The 16565-nt window shown below is 64.3% G+C and carries 17 protein-coding genes; 8 read left to right on the top strand and 9 right to left on the bottom strand.

Annotated elements, in window-relative coordinates; translation table 11 throughout:
* Nucleotides 1-12: 12 nt before the first annotated feature.
* Nucleotides 13-2124: an ATP-dependent helicase gene (locus QQK18_RS21595; protein WP_379993880.1), complete on the bottom strand. Its 2112-nt coding sequence runs from the start codon at nucleotides 2122-2124 to the stop codon at nucleotides 13-15.
* 114 nt (nucleotides 2125-2238) lie between these two features.
* Between QQK18_RS21595 and QQK18_RS21590 the strand changes: the two genes are divergently transcribed.
* Nucleotides 2239-2583, top strand: coding sequence for a VOC family protein (locus QQK18_RS21590; protein WP_284342435.1), 345 nt, complete (start codon nucleotides 2239-2241; stop codon nucleotides 2581-2583).
* 30 nt (nucleotides 2584-2613) lie between these two features.
* On the opposite strand, the gene QQK18_RS21585 is transcribed toward QQK18_RS21590, so the two are convergent.
* Nucleotides 2614-3621, bottom strand: a complete 1008-nt coding sequence (locus tag QQK18_RS21585; RefSeq protein WP_284342434.1) for a sugar-binding transcriptional regulator — start codon at nucleotides 3619-3621, stop codon at nucleotides 2614-2616.
* Nucleotides 3622-3716: 95 nt separating this feature from the next.
* Nucleotides 3717-4760, bottom strand: a complete 1044-nt coding sequence (gene ugpC, locus QQK18_RS21580) for a sn-glycerol-3-phosphate ABC transporter ATP-binding protein UgpC (protein ID WP_284342433.1) — start codon at nucleotides 4758-4760, stop codon at nucleotides 3717-3719.
* A 221-nt stretch (nucleotides 4761-4981) separates the two neighbouring features.
* Here ugpC and QQK18_RS21575 point away from each other — a divergent pair, with 221 nt between their 5' ends.
* The 5 genes from QQK18_RS21575 to QQK18_RS21555 all read left to right on the top strand — a co-directional run bounded on the left by QQK18_RS21575 (nucleotide 4982) and on the right by QQK18_RS21555 (nucleotide 9788).
* Nucleotides 4982-6262, top strand: a complete 1281-nt coding sequence (locus QQK18_RS21575; protein ID WP_284342542.1) for an extracellular solute-binding protein — start codon at nucleotides 4982-4984, stop codon at nucleotides 6260-6262.
* Nucleotides 6249-7241, top strand: a complete 993-nt coding sequence (locus QQK18_RS21570) for an ABC transporter permease subunit (RefSeq protein WP_284342432.1) — start codon at nucleotides 6249-6251, stop codon at nucleotides 7239-7241. The genes QQK18_RS21575 and QQK18_RS21570 overlap by 14 nt, the downstream gene beginning before the upstream one ends.
* Before the next feature lie 3 nt (nucleotides 7242-7244).
* The gene (locus QQK18_RS21565; protein ID WP_284342431.1) at nucleotides 7245-8165 is read left to right on the top strand and encodes an ABC transporter permease subunit; all 921 of its coding nucleotides are present in this window, start codon (nucleotides 7245-7247) and stop codon (nucleotides 8163-8165) included.
* Between the two features lie 135 nt (nucleotides 8166-8300).
* A complete protein-coding gene (locus QQK18_RS21560) occupies nucleotides 8301-9035 on the top strand; it encodes a glycerophosphodiester phosphodiesterase family protein (protein WP_284342430.1) in 735 nt (244 codons plus the stop codon).
* 6 nt (nucleotides 9036-9041) lie between these two features.
* On the top strand, nucleotides 9042-9788 hold the full coding sequence (locus QQK18_RS21555) for an HAD family hydrolase (protein WP_284342541.1): 747 nt from the start codon (nucleotides 9042-9044) through the stop codon (nucleotides 9786-9788).
* Nucleotides 9789-9845: 57 nt separating this feature from the next.
* Here the strand turns inward: QQK18_RS21555 and QQK18_RS21550 are convergent, their stop codons facing one another.
* Nucleotides 9846-10481: an RES family NAD+ phosphorylase gene (locus QQK18_RS21550; protein WP_284342429.1), complete on the bottom strand. Its 636-nt coding sequence runs from the start codon at nucleotides 10479-10481 to the stop codon at nucleotides 9846-9848.
* A 57-nt stretch (nucleotides 10482-10538) separates the two neighbouring features.
* Nucleotides 10539-10967, bottom strand: a complete 429-nt coding sequence (locus tag QQK18_RS21545) for an antitoxin Xre-like helix-turn-helix domain-containing protein (RefSeq protein ID WP_284342428.1) — start codon at nucleotides 10965-10967, stop codon at nucleotides 10539-10541.
* Nucleotides 10968-11337: 370 nt separating this feature from the next.
* On the opposite strand from QQK18_RS21545, the gene QQK18_RS21540 reads away from it, so the two are divergent.
* Nucleotides 11338-12816, top strand: coding sequence for an FAD-dependent monooxygenase (locus tag QQK18_RS21540; protein WP_284342427.1), 1479 nt, complete (start codon nucleotides 11338-11340; stop codon nucleotides 12814-12816).
* 50 nt (nucleotides 12817-12866) lie between these two features.
* Here the strand turns inward: QQK18_RS21540 and QQK18_RS21535 are convergent, their stop codons facing one another.
* From QQK18_RS21535 to QQK18_RS21525, 3 genes are read right to left on the bottom strand one after another with little or no spacing between them, the layout of a single operon-like run.
* Nucleotides 12867-13586, bottom strand: a complete 720-nt coding sequence (locus tag QQK18_RS21535) for an RNA polymerase sigma factor (RefSeq protein WP_284342426.1) — start codon at nucleotides 13584-13586, stop codon at nucleotides 12867-12869.
* Between the two features lie 27 nt (nucleotides 13587-13613).
* A complete protein-coding gene (locus QQK18_RS21530; RefSeq protein ID WP_284342425.1) occupies nucleotides 13614-14123 on the bottom strand; it encodes a plastocyanin/azurin family copper-binding protein in 510 nt (169 codons plus the stop codon).
* Nucleotides 14120-14545: a DUF5602 domain-containing protein gene (locus QQK18_RS21525; protein WP_284342424.1), complete on the bottom strand. Its 426-nt coding sequence runs from the start codon at nucleotides 14543-14545 to the stop codon at nucleotides 14120-14122. Before QQK18_RS21525 ends, QQK18_RS21530 begins: the two co-directional genes overlap by 4 nt.
* Before the next feature lie 185 nt (nucleotides 14546-14730).
* Between QQK18_RS21525 and QQK18_RS21520 the strand changes: the two genes are divergently transcribed.
* Nucleotides 14731-15516 carry a class I SAM-dependent methyltransferase gene (locus QQK18_RS21520; protein WP_284342423.1) on the top strand — a complete coding sequence of 262 codons (786 nt, stop codon included), beginning with the start codon at nucleotides 14731-14733 and terminating at the stop codon, nucleotides 15514-15516.
* A 9-nt stretch (nucleotides 15517-15525) separates the two neighbouring features.
* Here the strand turns inward: QQK18_RS21520 and QQK18_RS21515 are convergent, their stop codons facing one another.
* Nucleotides 15526-16539: a LacI family DNA-binding transcriptional regulator gene (locus QQK18_RS21515; RefSeq protein ID WP_284342422.1), complete on the bottom strand. Its 1014-nt coding sequence runs from the start codon at nucleotides 16537-16539 to the stop codon at nucleotides 15526-15528.
* Between the last annotated feature and the right edge of the window lie 26 nt (nucleotides 16540-16565).

The raw sequence follows: 16565 nt of genomic DNA, 5'->3' as shown, positions 1-16565 counted from the left end.
TTCCCGTTCCGTTCACCCCGCCCCCCACATCCCACGCATCTTGGCACCGAGATCGACAGTGGCGGCGCTCGCCGGCTGCAGGTCGGCGCGGATCGGTGTGACGGGCGGCCAGAGGATGTCTTCGAATAGGGGCGTCATCGCGCGGGGGATGAACCGGGTCCGCTGCGCATAGAGGTGACGGTCCCCATTGCGGGTCTGCTGGGTGACGTAGAAGCGCTGCGGGAGGAGGAGATGCAGCTCGTCGCGCGCCCTGGTCATTGCCACATAGAGCAGGCGACGCTCCTCTTCGAGCTCGTCCGAAGTGCCCGCGCCGAGGTCGGAGGGAATGCATCCGTCGACGACGTTGAGGACGTGGACGGCCTTCCACTCTTGGCCCTTGGCGGAGTGGATCGTCGAGAGGATCAGATAGTCCTCGTCGCGCGACGGCACGCCGGGCCGGTCGCTGGTTGCGTCCGGCGGGTCAAGGGTCAGCTCGGTCAGGAACCGGTCGCGGCTGGCATAGCCGGCGGCGATCTGCTCGAGCTGGACGATGTCGGCCTGCCGCACCTGCACATCCTCATAGGTTGCCTCGAGCATGGGCTGGTACCACAAGCGCGCGTGCCCCAGCTCGATCGGCCAAACGACCTCCCGGCCGGAAAGGCGGACCATCAGCTCGACGAGGCCCGTCCACGCCTCGCCAGCCTTGGCGGGTGCGGGAGCTTCCTGCAGCGCCCAGACGGGGTCGGGACCGGTCTCCATGGCGTCGAGCACCCTTCCGGCGATACCGGGTCCGATGCCGGGCAGGAGCTGCAGGACCCGGAAGCCGGCGACGCGGTCGCGCGGGTTCTCGGCCCAGCGCAGAATGGCCAGGAGGTCCTTGATGTGGGCGGCATCGAGGAATTTGAGGCCGCCGAACTTGACGAAGGGGATGTTGCGCCGCGTCAGCTCGATCTCGAGGGGTCCGGAATGGCTCGAGGTGCGGAAAAGCACCGCCTGCTCCTTGAGCAGCACACCGCCCTCACGCGCCTCGAGGATTTTTTCGGAAACGTAGCGGACCTGGTCGGCCTCATCCTTGACCGTCACCAGCAGCGGCTTGGCCTCGCTCGTCCTGTCGCTCCACAAATTCTTGGTGAAGCGCTCGCTCGCCTTCTCGATGACGGCATTGGCGGCGGCAAGGATGGGTTGCGTCGAGCGGTAGTTGCGCTCGAGGGTGACGATGCGCGCAGGCGGCGCAAACGCCGTTGGAAAATCGAGGATGTTACGCACCGTTGCGGCGCGGAACGAATAGATCGACTGGGCATCGTCACCGACGACTGTCACCCCCTGTCCGTTCGGCCGCATGGCGAGGAGCACAGAGGACTGCAGCCGGTTGGTATCCTGATACTCGTCCACCAGCACATGATCGAAGCGGCCCGAAACCACACCCGCGATCGTCGGCTCGGCCATCATCCCGGCCCAATAGAGCAGCAGGTCGTCGTAATCGAGGACGTTCTGCCTTTGCTTGGCCTCGACATAGGCGGCAAAGAGGGACCGTAGCTGCTCCGCCCACATGGCGCACCACGGGAAGACGGTCTTGAGGACTTGCGCCAAATCCTCCTGCGCGTTGACCACGCGAGAGTAGATCGCAAGGCATGTGCCTTTGGTGGGAAAGCGTGAGGCGGCGCTGCTCAGCGCCAGCTCGTGCCGGACGAGGTTCATCAGGTCCGCGGAATCCTCGCGGTCATGAATGGTGAAGGCAGGGTCGAGGCCGATCTCGCGGGCGTGCTCACGCAGGAGCCTCGCGCCGATACCATGGAAGGTGCCGGCCCAGGTCAGGGAGTCCGTGACCGCGCCGGAACTGACCCCGAGGACCTTGCCTGCGATCCGTTCGACACGGCGGCTCATCTCGCTCGCGGCCCGGCGGGAGAAGGTCAGGAGCAGGATGCGACGGGGGTCGGCGCCGTTGACGACGAGGTGGGCGACGCGGTGCGCTAGCGTGTTGGTCTTGCCCGAGCCCGCGCCAGCGATGACCAGCAGCGGTCCCGGCGCGTTGGTACCCACACCGTGCTCGACGGCCTGCCGTTGTTCCGGGTTGAGCATCTCGAGATAGATGGCGTCAGCGGGCACGAATCGATCCCTGAGCAAAGTCGGACCATCGGACCGCATTCGCCTTTTGTTCGCAAGAGCCGCGTTCTGCGTGCCTGGTGCTTCCGTCCGAACCTTGAAAGTCGCTAACCGCGCGGACCATACTCTTGGCGGGGGTGGCCAAGGAGGACGCGAATGACCAGGATCGCCCATTTCGAGATCACCGCGAAGGACGTCGAGCGCACCGCAGACTTCTATCACCAGGTCTTCGGCTGGAAGACCAGTCCGTCGCAGTTCATTCCCGGCTATGTACTGCTCGATCTCGTCGATACCGACGCCGGCGCGGTCATGGACCGCAGCTATCAGAGCCAGCCGACCATCATCTGGTTCGAAGTGGCCTCGATCGACGAGACCGTCCAAACCATCGTCGCGGCCGGTGGGCGCACGATCAACGAGAAGCAGAGTCTGCCGGGGGTCGGCGAGCTGATTTATGTGGCCGATCCCGAGGGCACGGTTTTCGGCTTGAAGCAGCCGGCCTGAAGCCGGCCGGCTCTTGCGGTGGCTTCGCGCCTACGCCGAAGCGCTCCCTGCACCGTGCTGCAAGGCGATCATCATGGCTTTGCGCGCCGTTTGCTCGTCGCAGATGATCGCGCTGCCGAGGCCCGATGCCAGCACAGCGGCGATGGCTTCGGCCTTGTGGAGGCCTCCCGAGGCGAAGACGACGTTGGGGATCTGGCGCAGGGCCTCGAACGGCAGGGCGATAGCGCGGCGGTTGATCGGATGGTCGACGGCGTGGCCGGACCGGTCGATGAACTGGCCGAGAATGTCGCCGCAGGCGCCGGCCTCGGCGATCTCCTCGATGCTGATGTCCTTGGGCAGGCCATAACGCATCAGCAGCGAGCGGTCGGTCAGGTCGCCGATGCTCAAGAGGATGAGGTCGTTGGCGGCGACGCGGGCGAAGGCTTCCTCGAAGACATCCTGGTGCATGATGGCATCGCGCGATTCCGGGCTGCCGCTGTAGATCGGAGCAGCAAGGTACGCGCATTCGGCATTGAGCTGCCGGGCGAGATCGCTGGCGATGTCGAAGGTGTTGATCTCGATGCCGCGGGTCAGCCCGCCCATGACCGAATTGACGCACAGCTCCGGGCGGCGCATGGCCGGCATATGGCGCACGGTCTCGCGCAGCGTTGCGCCCCAGCCGACGCCGATCCCCTTCATCTTGTCGGCGTTGAGCAGCTGGGTGACGTAGTCGGCGGTCGCCTGGCCGAGCAATACCGGGATCTGCTCGACGTCCTGGGGCGTCGGGATGATGATGGCGCGCTTGAGGCCGAAGCGGCTCGCCAGTTCCTGTTCGAACTCGACGCAACTGGTCAGGCGCGAGTTGAGGGTGATCGAGACGAGCCCGGAGCGTCGGGCTTCGTTGATGATGCGGTTGATGCGCAGGCGGTTGGTTGAGAGCGTCTCGGCGATCTCGGCCTGGGTGCGCCCCTCCATGAAATAGAGCCAGACGACCCGCACGTTCAGCTGCTCTTCGGTCGTCGGCGGTGTGTCGACCGCCGCAGGCGATTTCTGCCCCATCTGCCTGTCCATCCCGTCAGCCACTCCAATGCAGCGCTATCGACATCAGTCGAGCCGCGCTTGTCAATTGCGGCAACCATCCGACGACCGCCGGTTCAGTCCATCCTGCGCCCCGTCCGGCTGTTGAAGGGGTGGAGCTTATCGAGCGGCGCATGGCAAGTGACGGCCTCGGCTTCGTGTACGCCGGCGCGGCCGGGAACGCTGGCGATCACCGGCTCGGCGATACCCTCGACACGCAGATGCACGTGGCTCTCGCCGCCGACCGGCTCGATAAGCTCGACGACGCCGCGCAGCGAAAGGGCGGGGGCGTCGGGGCGGTTGAGGGCAATCGCGTCGGGGCGCAGGCCGATGATATCCGTGCCGGTGGGCAGGTCGGGGATGCCTTCGACCGCCGTGGCGGTGCCCTCGAGCGGCAGGAGGTTCATCGGCGGTGAGCCGATGAAGCCGGCAACGAAAAGGGTTTCGGGACGCTCATAGACTTCGATGGGCGAGCCGATCTGCTCGATCTCGCCGCCGTTCATCACCACCAGCCGGTCGGCCAGGGTCATCGCCTCCAGTTGGTCATGGGTCACGTAAATGCTGGTGGTGCGCAGCCGCCGCTGCAGCCGACGAATCTCGACGCGCATGGCGACACGCAGCTTGGCGTCGAGATTGGACAGGGGCTCGTCGAAGAGGAAGGCCGCCGGATTGCGGACGATAGCGCGGCCCATGGCCACGCGCTGGCGCTGTCCGCCCGATAGCTGGCGCGGCCGGCGCTCGAGAAAGGGCTCGATCTCGAGGATGGACGCGGCCTCGCTTACGCGCTTCTCGATCTCGGCCTTGGGCGTGCCGCGATTCTTGAGGCCGTATTCGAGATTCCGGCGCACGGTCATGTGCGGGTAGAGCGCGTAGTTCTGGAAGACCATGGCAATATCGCGCTCGGCCGGCTCGACACGGCTGACGTCCCGTCCGGCGATATGCAGATGTCCCGAGGTGATGGTCTCAAGACCTGCAACCATGCGCAGAAGCGTCGATTTCCCGCAGCCCGACGGGCCGACGAGGACGATCATCTCTCCGTCCGAAACGGAGAGATTGACACCTTTCACGGCCGGCACCGGTCCATAATTCTTCTTGAGGTCGATGAGTTCGATGGTGGCCATTCTCTCCTCCGAACGGCAGTGTCATACAAATGTAACATCATATTGACATTTGTAACGACCGGGCGCTAGCTTCTTTTTGTCGCCGCCGTGGAAGCGGCCCGCCCGCCCCTCTCGAGCAGGAGAGCGGGAAAGGAATTACGGCGATGCGAGAGGAGAGAGAGATGAAGATTTTATCCAAGCGGGCCTTTAAGGCCTGCGCAGGCGGCGTCGCCATCAGCCTTATGACCCTGCAGCTCGGCGGCACCGCGTTCGCCCAGGACAAGGTCTCGGTCGAGTGGTGGCACGCGATGAGCGGGCGGCTCGGGGAGATCGTCGATCAGCTCATTGCCGACTTCAACGAGTCGCAGGACCAGTACGAGATCGTCGGCGTCAACAAGGGCAGCTATGCCGAGACCTTCGCGGCCATGATCGCGGCCTATCGGGTCGGCCAGCATCCGACACTGGTGCAGGCGACCGAGCGCAGCTTCCTGACCATGCTCTATTCCGACGCTGTCGTTCCGGTCGGCGAGCTGATGGAGCAGCAGGGCTATGAGATCGATTGGGACGACTTTGTCGGGCCGGTCGCTGATTTCTACATCGTCGACGAGACGCCGGCGGCCCTGCCGTTCAACTCGTCGACCGCCATCCTCTGGTACAATGTCGACCACTTCCGCGCCGCCGGTTTCGACAAGCCGGCCGAGACCTGGCAGGAGCTCGAGACGCAGCTCTATGCGCTCAAGGAGCAGGGTGTCACCGACTGCTCGATGGCGCTTGCCGGCGATTTCATCTGGAGCATGGTCGAAGGCTATTCGGCCATCAACGACTATCCCTATGCCACAAAGGCCAACGGCTATGGCGGGCTCGACACCGAGTACATCTTCAACACCACGCCCGTCGTCGGCCAAGTGGAACGCATGAAGAAATGGGTCGACGACGACGTGCTGCAGATCGCCGGTCAGGGTCTCAGCCCAACCCAGCTCTACACCTCGGGCGATTGCTCGACTTACATCGCTTCGACGGCCAGCCATGCGGCGGTCGAGTCGGGCGCCGAGTTCGACTGGGGCGCGACCTTCATGCCGCATGAAGAGGACGTCGCCGAGCCCAAGAACAGCAATATCGGCGGCGCTGCGCTCTGGGTCCTCAAAGGCAAGTCGGATGAAGAGCAGGCGGCAGCCGCCGCGTTCCTCGACTTCATCGCCAAGCCCGAGACCCAGGCCTGGTGGAGCGGCGAGACCGGCTACGTGCCGGTGACCAACGCGGCCTATGAGCTGATGCAGTCGCAGGGGTTCTTTGACGAGCACCCGACCCGCGAGATCGCCATCCTGCAGTTGACGCGGGGCGAGCCGACCGAGAACTCGCGCGGTTTCCGCTTCGGCAACAGCGACCAGACCTTCGCGGTCATGAACGAAGAGCTGCAGGCTGTGTGGACCGGCCAGAAGAGCGTTCAAGAAGCGCTCGACGCCTCGGTGTCGCGCGGCAACGAGATCCTGCGCGCCTATGAGACGCTCCATGCTGGCAAGTGACGCCATCACCAATCGGGAGGACGCGGCAACGCGTCCTCCCACGGGTTTCAAGGCCTGGACCCGGCGCCTCGTTCCGGTAGCGAGCGATGCCGGGCTGAAATCGGCCCATTTCCGCAAGCCCGGCATTGCCGTCTGGCTCCTGGCGCCGCAGCTGCTCATTCTTTTGTTCTTTTTCTTCATCCCGTCCTGGAAGGCGCTTTCGCTCGCCTTCGTGCAGGTCGACCCGTTCGGCGGCACGGTGCTGTTCGTCGGGCTCGACAACTTCACCCGGCTTTTTGCCAGCGCGTCCTACCGGTCGAGCGCGGTGCTGACCTTCTGGTTCACCATCATCCAGAACGTGGCAACACTCAGCATCGCCGGACTCCTTGCCTTTGCCACCGACCAGGTGATCCGCGGGCGCTTCGTCTACAAGAGCGTCATCCTTTTGCCCTATGCCATCGCGCCGGTGATCTCGGGCGTGCTCTGGGCCTTCCTGTTCAATCCGACCGTCGGGCCGATGGCGCAGTTCCTGCACAGTCTTGGCCTGCCCTGGGATCCCAACCGCCGCCCGTTCGATGCCCAGGTGCTGATCACCGTCGCCGCCGTCTGGAAGCATGTGTGCTACGACTACATCTTCATGGTGGCGGCGCTGCTTGCGGTTCCGCAATCGCTGATCGAGGCGGCGGCCCTCGATGGGGCGCGGCCGGTGCGGCGGTTCTTCACCGTCTCGCTGCCGATCATTGCCCCGACCATCTTCTTTCTGGTGGTGATGAACTTCACCTACGGGCTCTTTGACACCTTCGCCATCATCGATGCGGTGACCAAGGGCGGGCCGGGCGGCGCCACCAATACCCTTGTCTACAAGGTCTACCAGGACGGTTTCGTGCTCCTCGATCTCGGCTCGTCGGCGGCCCAGTCGATCATCCTGATGGCACTCGCCATCGTCTTCACCATCCTTCAGTTCCGCGCGATCGAGCGCAAGGTCAACTATCAGGTCTAGGCGATGGTCCAGCGCAATCCAGGTCTCACCATCTTCTGCCACATCGTTCTGTTCCTCGGAGCGGCGGCGGTCTGCATGCCGCTCTATTTCGCCTTCGTTGCTGGCTCGTTGACCACAGCCGAGGTGCAGCAGACGCCGTTCCCGTGGCTCCCCGGCGCGCACTTTATCGACAACATCGCCACTGCCTGGAACGAGGAAGATTTCTCGCGGCTCTACATCAACTCGATCATCGTCACCGCCGGGATCGTCGTCGGCAAGATCATCATCTCGCTGATTGCCGCGTTCGCCGTCACCTATTTCCGTTTCGCCTTCCGCATGACGGCGTTCTGGCTGATCTTCATCTCGCTCATGCTGCCGGTCGAGGTGCGAATCATCCCGACCTATGAGGCCGTCGCCGATGCCGCCGGACCGGTACGCTGGTTCGCGTCGGCGACCGGCCTTTCCGGCCTTGTCGAGAGCCTCACCGGCTACCGGCTCGAGGCGGCGCTGCAGTGGAACCTTGTCAACACCTATGGCGGGCTCATCCTGCCGCTGATCGCGTCGGCCTCGGCGACCTTCCTCTTCCGCCAGTTCTTCCTCACCATTCCGGACGAGTTGTGCGAGGCGGCGCGCATCGACGGGGCGGGGCCTCTGAAGTTCTTCTGGGACGTGCTCCTGCCCCTATCGCGCGCCAACATTGCGGCGCTCTCCATCATCCTCTTCCTTTATGGCTGGAACCAGTATCTCTGGCCGCTGCTGTTTACCACCGACAAGTCGATGGCAACGGTGATGCTGGGCCTGAAGAACCTGATACCTGTCGCCGACGCCGCGCCCGCCTGGAACATCGCCATGGCTGGCGCCTTCTTCGTCATGCTCCCCCCGGCCGCCATCATCCTGCTGATGCAGCGATGGTTCGCCAAAGGCCTTGTCGATGCAGGCAAATAGAGCGGGATTCAAAAAAAGTGGGAACCGGTTTTTTGCGAAAAATCCCGCGACAACAAAACACTAGAGTGCGCGATTTGATTCAATCAAATCGCATCGCGCTCTAGCCGCGCGCTTCACACGCAAGGACAACAACAAATGGTACATATCGTCGGCCACCGCGGCGGCCGCAACCTCTGGCCGGAAAACAGCCTCACCGGCTTTCGCGAACTGGCGAAGATGCCGGTCGATGGCGTCGAGTTCGACGTGCATCTGACCGGGGACGGGGAACTGGTCGTCATCCACGACCCGACCCTCGACCGCACCACCGACCGCACCGGGCCGGTCGCGGCGCTGAAGGCCGGCGAGCACCGGCAGGTGCGCCTCAAGGGCAGTGACGATCAACCGATTCCGCTGCTTGAGGAGGTGCTCGACATCTTCGTCCCGACGGCCATGGAGCTCCATGTCGAGCTCAAGGCAGATCACAATGGCACGCCCTATCCAGGGCTCGAGGCGCGCGTCGCCGAAATGCTCGAAGCCAAGGGCCTCTCCGGGCGGGCGATAATGACGAGCTTCCACGCGGAAGTGCTGGCGGCGATCCGGCACGAGGCGCCGCATATGCGCACGCTCTCCTCGTTCGATGCCAAATCGGCTGAGCGCATGGGCGGGGTCAAGGCGGGTCTTGAAACGATGCTCGCCCTCTCGGACGTCATTGCCATCGAAAAGAGCGTGCTCGGCCCGCACTGGAGCGAGATTTCGGCAATGATCCCCAAGGAGCGCCTCGGGGTGTGGGTGCCCAACGAGGAGCAGGATCTTTCCTATTGGCTTGGCATGCCGATCCGGCAGCTGACCACCGACCGGCCGGACCGCGCCGTCAGCCTGCGTGGTGCCTGATCCGTGCTGACATCCGATATCAGAGTGCCCGCGCCGGAGGCGCCAGCAGAGAGCAGCCTCGAGAACATCGATCTCATCATCTTCGATTGCGATGGAGTGCTGATCGACAGCGAACCGATCGCCAGCCGAACGCTGGCCGAGGCATTGCAGCGTGCGGGCATTGAGATCACCGCGGCTGAGGCGCATGAGAAATTCACCGGCAATTCGGTGACCATCATCGCCCAGATGATCGCGCGCGACCACGGCCTTGCCGATCTCGACGGCCTCTTTGCCGGCTGGCACACGGCGCTCTTTGCCGAATTTGCGAGTTCGCTGACGCCGATGGCTGGAATGACGGGCCTCGTCAGGAGCATCTCACGCCCCAAATGCGTGGCATCCAACAGCACCATGCAGCGCCTCAAGGGTAGCCTCGGGCACCTGGAGCTGTGGGAGCTGTTTTTTCCCCGGATCTACAGTGCCGACGCGGTGGCAAGGCCGAAGCCGGCCCCGGACCTGATGCTGCATTGCGCCGAACAGTTCGAGGTCGCCCCCGGCCGTTGCGTGATGATCGATGACAGCCCGCACGGCATCGAGGCGGCCAACGCGGCCGGCATGCTCGCCATCGGCTTTGCCGACCCTGCCGACCCGCGGCCGGGCCGCACCGAGATCCTGCGCCGGGCCGGGGCACGGTTCGTGGCGACAGGCGTTGCGGAACTGCGCGTCGGCCTGGCCGAGGCGAATGCGGTGCTGGGGGATCGGCCGCGTCCCCTTTGATTCAGACCATGGGCCAACCGGTTCCATAGGGTTCGCCCGCCGCTGCCGCCGAAATGCTCACAAAGGGCCCTCTATCGCCGGCACAGGATCGCCCCTCCAGATCATGCGGTAGACCGCTCCTTGCCTCACCGATTGCACGGCTGCTGGCCTCAGCGCCACGAGGCACGTGCCCCCCGGGTGTCGCACCGAAGGATAGATGATGCCGTTGAGACCCGCGGCGCGAGCGCTGTCGGCGAGCGCGTTTCCGACCGGGTAAGCCCTGGTTTTGTCAGGGTCGAGCGAGGGATGACCGGGCACCTGCCGAAGGTCGAGGAATTCCCCCGCGAGGCTGCAGAACATTTCCGCGTAATCGACTATGGCGTTGTAGTCGCCGGCGTCAGCGAGTGCATTGGTCAGATGGTACCCGACCTCGCGCAGGCACGTCGCGACCTCGAGTGCGGCGTACCAGGCGCCGCGATCGGCTCCATTGAACCGGTTGGGCTGCTGCGGCTTGGCATAGGCAAAGGATGCGTTGATGAAGCGGGCGTGGGGGACGTCGTAAACGAGCTCGTTGGCCGCGAGCCCCGAAATGCCACGATCCTGTGCAAGCATCCGGCTGCTTGTCGCGCCCTCGATCTCGGCCAAGGCTTCGAGCTCGTCGTTATCGTCCACCAACGGGGCAAGCACTGCCGCGCGCAGACGAGCCGTTGTCACCAGCCGGACGGTCCTCGGAAACGCCTCTGTGACGACGGGCACACCGTCGACCGACAACTACAAACCCCCGCGGACCGCGTCCACATATCGGCGCACTTCCAACATCTGCGGAATGCCGCCCTTCAACATCGAGTCGATCGGGCTCATCCGAGCGAAAAGCGGTCCCTTGTTCTCGAGCCTGGGCCAACGATCGGCCATGTCGTCAGCAAACAACAGGTGAAGGCCCTTGTAGATACCGACCATTGCCGAAATGCGCGTCAGCTGGTCCTGGCTGAGGGACTTGTCCTTTCCCTCCTGCTTCAGGCGCTCCCAGGTGCTTGTCGAGACATCAAGAAGCGCCGCAGCCTGCTGTCCCGTAAGGCCCCAATGCTCGACAAGCCGCTTATAGGCTTTGAGCGCCACCTTCGACAGCCTCGTGCGATCGGCTTCAGCCGAGAAGTCCTGTCGTTCCGGTAGGGCAGGTATCGGAATCGCGGCTCCCAGCATTATGGGCCTCCATCATTTGATGGTATATCCATATATCAAATGATGGCAATCTGTCCAGATGCAAGACCGCTGAAGAAAAGGGGGTCAGGCCGACCGGGCGAAGAGGTCCTGGCTGCGAACTCGATCGCCTCGACCTGCATACTGTGCTGAGGCGCAGCTTCTGCTCGCGACGCACCCTCATGAATGCGCAGCGTTGCGCGAGTTCATCCTGAATGTATGGAAAGGCAGTCAAGCCGGACAGGCTAGACGCGCAGGTAGTCGGCAGTGGCCTCTTCCCGCCATACTGACATGTAGTGCAAAAGGGGCTTGCTTCAAGACCCTGCTTGTCCCGTAAAAGGCTGGCCCTGGCTAGATTTTTAGGGAGCGACGAATGCCTGAATTCGAGCATGCGGTGATCATTGCCGGCGGAGGTCCGACCGGGCTGATGCTGGCGGGCGAGCTGACCCTGGCGGGGGTCGACGTGGCCATTGTCGAAAAACGCCTCAGCCAGGAACCGGAGCGTTCGCGGGGCGGCGGTCTTCATGCGCGCACCATCGAGGTTCTCGACCAGCGAGGGATTGCCGACCGCTTCTTGGCCGAGGGCAAAGCGATGCAGGTCAACGGGTTTGGCGGGACGCCGCTCGACATCAGCGATTTCCCGTCCCGCCATCCCTACGGGCTGGCGCTGTGGCAGAACCATAGCGAGCGTATCCTGGAGGGCTGGGTTGACGAGCTCGATGTGCCGATCCTTCGCGGCCGCGAGGTCAAGGGATTTACTCAGGACGAGGACGGCGTCGACGTGACCCTTGCCGACGGCGATCGGCTGCGGGCGCAGTACCTTGTCGGCTGCGACGGAGGGCGCAGCCTCGTGCGCAAGCTTGCCGGCATCGACTTTCCGGGATGGGACCCGTCGATGAGCTGGATCATCGCCGAAGCCCAGATGTCCGAGGAACCGGCATGGGGCTTTCGTGAAAACGCGGCGGGCTCGCACGCGATCGGCAAGGTCGAGGAAGGCGGTGCGGCAGTACGGCTGGTGTTGACCGACCCGGAAGTGAAGCGCGGGAAAGAACCGACCCTCGCCGATGTCAGCGCCGCACTCCAGGACATCTACGGCACGGACTTCGGTATCCATAGTCCCGTCTGGATCTCGCGGTTCACCGACATGACGCGGCAGGCCGCTTCCTATCGCGAGCGGCGCGTGCTGCTGGCTGGCGATGCCGCGCATATCCATCCGCCCATCGGCGGGCAGGGCCTCAATATCGGGGTGCAGGATGCGGTCAATCTCGGCTGGAAGCTGGCGCAGGTGGCCAAGGGCATTTCGACGGAAAGCCTGCTCGACACCTATCACGCCGAGCGCCACCCGGTGGCGGCGCGGGTGCTGAAGATGACCATGGCGCAGACGGCGCTGCGCCGCGTGGACGAGCGCACCAAGGCCCTCACCGGCATCCTGTCCGAACTTGTCGGCATGAACGAACCACGCAAGAGCCTCGGTGCCGAACTGTCCGGCCTTGGCGTCCATTACGATCTCGGCGAAGGGCACCCGTTGCTCGGGCGTCGCATGCCTGATCTCGACCTCGTCACCGCTGACGGGGCGCTGCGGGTGTTCAGCCTGCTGCACGCGGCCCGGCCAACATTCATAGATTTCGGGAAGCCCGGTGCCTTCGACATCATGCCATGGGCCGATCGGGTGCAACTGGTCGAGGCGCAATACCCCGGCCCCTGGGAGCTTCCGGTCCTGGGGCCGGTCAGTGCGCCTGCGGCCGTACTGGTCCGGCCCGATGGTTATGTGGCCTGGGTTGGCGAGCATGACGACGCGGGGCTCGCCGATGCGCTTGCCACCTGGTTCGGACCGCCTGCTGCGGTTGTTTAGCACCAACCGCGGCGGCCGCTACTTGGGGAGCGGCCGCCGGTTCGTATGGCTTACGATGGAACGCCTCCATCGCTTCCGTTTCGATGGAGCCGGGCGATGACGCGCTCGGCCATCAGCACGCATCTTTGCCCATCGAACGGATAGAGCTCCGAGAACGTCGCATGTAGCTGCGCCTCGATGCTGGCGCGGAGCAGCTTGCGGGCACGGTGGAGGCGTGTCTTGACCGTCTCCGGCTTGATGGCGAGATGCGTGGCAGTCTCTTCGACACTGAGCCCCTCGATGTCGCGCAGCACGAAGACAATGCGGAAGCCTTCCGGCAGACGATCAATGGCATGTTCGAGCAGATTTCGCATTTGGCTCCGATCCGCTTCACTGTCGGCGGGAAGAGGCACGAGCGAGAGCGGAAACAGCGAGACAAGGCCCGGATCGTCGCTGACCGCAGTGTCGAGTGACGGCAGGTCCGTCGTCACCCGTCGCTTGCGGAGGCGGCGAAAGGCTTCGTTGAGCGCGATCCGCACCAGCCACGTCGAGAACCGGGACTCTTCGCGGAAGTCCTCCAGCCCGGTGAACGCCCGGACATAGGCCTCCTGAACCACGTCTTCGGCCTCGGCGTCGTCCCGCACGACACTGCGGGCCACGCGGAACAGACGCTGGTTGTTGCGCCGGATGAGCTCGCGGATGGCGTTCTCGCCGCCCATGCGCGCGATCCTGACCAGCGCGGCGTCATGGAGACCGGTCAGGCTCTCGCGTTCGAACATCACTGCCACCATCGCTCGCTTCCTCCGTGGTGCTATCGGTCAGGGGTGAACTGTACCGGCCGAGATGATTTCGGCAACGTCCGGCAAGCTCTCCAATACGCCCTCCGGCAGACCGCCTTCGGAAGGCCGCTGATCGGTGCGCGGCATGCCGACGACGATGCGGCCCGCCATCCCCGCATGCTCATGCGGAATGCAATAGTAATCGTAGACCCCTTCGACCGTCAGGGTCACCTCGAATGACTCGTCGGGCAGCAGATAGTCCGAATTCCACGGCTCGGCACCGTTCGGTATCCGCAGCGGGTGCCCATCGAGGGACGGATGGTAGGCCGTGGCCGTATGCGAATTGCCCGGATCGCGGTTGGTCCAGCGAACAGTTTCGCCGGGGCGCACGTGGATGCCGACGGGATCGAACCAGACATGCGATCCGTCCGGCCCGCCTTGCATGGCGACTTCGACCGTGCCTGCCGAGAGCCCCGGGAGAGGTCGAAGGACGAGGCCGGCAAGGATCCCCGCGCCGACTGCAACCAGTCGCCTGCGGCGCACGCTCATTGCGCGACCCGCGCTTCCTCGTCCGCCGGAACGTGCCAGAGAACAACGTGGGCATGGGGCACCTCGACGCCGGGGTGTCCGGCATTGAAGTAGACGTCTACATGGTCGACGTCGCCGCCCGGAGCGGCAAGATCCTCGAACTTGGTGTCCGGGTTCAGGTCCTCGACGGGTATCATGTAGATGGTGCTGACGAGCCCGCCATCATGATCGTAGGCGAGGAACGGGCCGGCTGGCAGGCTCTCCGGATCGACGAAGAGCTGCCCGAGACCCGGCAGGAAGTCGGGCAGCGTCACGAGGCTGCTGACGGCCTTGTACGCGCCGGCGGGCGGCGATTTGGCGACTTCGGCTGGAATGTCGTGCGACAAGGCCGGCAGCGATCCAGCCAGCAGCAGCGCTGCGACGGCAAGGGGCAGTGGTTTCACTTCGCGTCTCCTTTTGGGTTCCACGCGGGTGTATGGCGTCCCGCGTCGTTCAATTGGATCAGCGATGGCGAAAAAGGTTCCCGGATCGCATCCAGAGCCGGACGTCTTCGGCGTGCCCGCCTTCCCATCCTGTTCCGCCGCCCCTATAGCTCGCTGTTCGTGTGGCTTGCAGGAGGAGGGCGGAAATGGACGCGAAAGACGTCGCCAGACATTGGGAGAGCAACGCGGAAACGTGGACGATCTATTCGCGTGCGGGCTACGACAAATACCGCGATGCGCTCAATACCCCGGCGTTTCTCGACATGCTTCCGACCGTCGCCGGTCTTCAAGGGTTGGACCTCGGATGCGGCGAGGGGACCAATACAAGGGCCGTCGCTCGTCTCGGCGCCCGGATGACGGGGCTCGATATCGCGCCGACCTTCATTCGCCATGCCCGCGAGACAGAGGCGCAGGATCCTCTTGGGATCGCGTACGTGGTCGGCGATGGTGAACGCATCGACTTTCCGGACGAGAGCTTCGACTTCGTCACCGCTTTTATGTCTATGATGGACATGGCGGACCAGCGCACGGTGCTCGAGGGAGTCTACCGCCTCCTCAAGCCCGGCGGATTCCTGCAGTTTTCGATCCTGCACCCGTGTTTCGTGCCGCCGACGCGCCGGAACATCCGGGACGAAACCGGAGAGCCCGTCGCGGTGCAGGTCGCAGACTATTTCGATGAGACCGACGGGCGGATCGAGCGCTGGATATTCTCCGCGATTCCGGCAGAAGAGCGCGAAGGGCTGACGCCGTTTTCGGTGCCGCGCTTCCATCGCACACTGACGAGCTGGGTGTCGATGATCGTCGGCGCCAAGTTGACGATCGAAGCATTCGGCGAGCCGATGGCGTCGGAGGAGGTGGCGCTGGCCGAGCCGGTGGTTGCCGATACGCGGGTTGCGCCGATCTTTCTGCATGTCAGGGCACGCAAGGGCTGATGCTCGTTTCTACAGAGTCCTGAGAATACACGGCACCAGGATCGGCTCGCCCGCCCCGGACGGCGTCTCCAACTCCTCGAACACCTTGTCGAGAAGGTGGGTCACATCCTGCTGCACCATGCCGATATTGCCGGGCAAGAGCACGGCGAATGGGTCCCAGTCGAAGCACCCGTAGCGTAACGGGTGCTTGGATGGCGGGCGGTTTTGGTTGAGCCAGCGCACGACGCCTTCGAGGGTGATCGTCGAATTGACGAACATCCCCCTGGGTAGGGGCATGTCGAGGGCGGCGAGGGCACGTTCGGCCTTTTCGGCGGCATAGCCGCAGGCGAGGATGAATTCTTCCGACACCGGTATGCCGCGCTCGGCATGGGCATCGCGGAAGCCGCGAATGCGAGCGCCCGTATTATGGTCGGTCGCCCGGCCGCCAACGAAGAGCAGGGGGCGCTTGTCGCCCAAGTCCTTTTCGCAGCGGTCGAGGATGTGGCGGGTGAGATCGAGGGCGCCGGAATAGTTGTCCGAGATGATCGAGGGCGCCTTGCTGCCGGGCAGGTCGAGGTTGATCGTCCTGACCCCGGCGGCGGCGCAGAGTGCGCTGATGTGGTCGGGATCGGTGGCGCCCGTCGAGACCAGGCAGTCGATCCGATAGGCGACCAGTTCCCGTGCCGCCTCGAGCTCGAGGTCGGGATCGCGCTGGGTGCAGGTGATGACCGGGAAGAGTCCGAGCCTGCGGGCCCGCGCCTCGAACTGTTCGGCGATCGCGCCGAAATAGCGGTTGTCGTATTTGGGCACGATCATGCCAATGATGTTGGAGCGCTCGCGCCGCAACAGGCTCGCCTGGATGTTGACCGAGTAGCCCTGCTCCTCGGCAATTCGCATGATGCGGTCGGCCAGCTTCTGGCTGATCCGCCGCTTCTTCCATGAGCCGTTGAGCACAGCGCTCACCGCGCTCGCCGATGTTCCGGCGAGCGCTGCCAGATCATAGATCGTCGTTCGTCTGGCAGGCGTCGTGTCCTTGGCAGCCATCGAATCGTGAGCCCCGTGCGTCGTGA

The organism is Devosia nitrariae (assembly GCF_030160115.1).
Classification (GTDB): Bacteria; Pseudomonadota; Alphaproteobacteria; order Rhizobiales; family Devosiaceae; genus Devosia; species Devosia nitrariae.
This window is presented reverse-complemented; position numbering and strand designations above follow the sequence as displayed.